Source organism: Streptomyces gelaticus (assembly GCF_014649535.1).
In the GTDB taxonomy this organism is placed as follows: domain Bacteria; phylum Actinomycetota; class Actinomycetes; order Streptomycetales; family Streptomycetaceae; genus Streptomyces; species Streptomyces gelaticus.
Map to the genome: position 1 here is coordinate 1 of NZ_BMTF01000109.1, position 589 is coordinate 589.

Annotated in this window: 1 protein-coding gene; it reads right to left on the reverse strand. The window is 73.0% G+C overall.

Features of this window, described 5'->3' with window-relative positions; genetic code table 11:
• Positions 1-589, reverse strand: a 589-nt coding sequence (locus IE107_RS34605) for an HAD family hydrolase (protein ID WP_189548293.1), incomplete at both ends; no start/stop codon positions are given.

Below are 589 nucleotides of genomic sequence, written 5' to 3' on the forward strand. Positions count from 1 at the left end.
CGATGGCCTGGGCGCTGGTGTCCTTGACCGCGTCGGCGACTTCGAGCACGGCTCGTGCCTCGCCGTCCCAGGCGACGGTGATGGCGGTCCGGCCGGCGGCTTCCGCCGCGGCCTTGCGGCGGGCCAGTTCGGCCGGGAGGTGGATCTCCCACTGGGCGAGGAGCTGTTCGCGGCCGACGAGGACGGCGTGGCCCTCGACGATGCCCTGGACGCCGAGGCCGGCGATGTTGGCGAAGTCCTCGGGGGTGGGGAGGGTGGTGCCGGTGCGTTCGGCGGCTCCGGTGGCGACGGCCTGGGCGATGGGGTGTTCGGAGGAGTGTTCCAGTGCGCCGGCGAGGCGGAGTACGTCGGTCTCGTCGGTGTCGTCGGTGGTGTGGACGTCGAGGAGGGTCATGCGGCCGGTGGTGACGGTGCCGGTCTTGTCGAGGACGATCGTGTCGACGCGGCGGGTGGTCTCCAGGACTTCGGGGCCCTTGATGAGGATGCCGAGCTGGGCGCCGCGGCCGGTGCCGACCATGAGCGCGGTGGGGGTGGCCAGGCCCAGGGCGCAGGGGCAGGCGATGATCAGCACGGCCACGGCGGCGGTGAA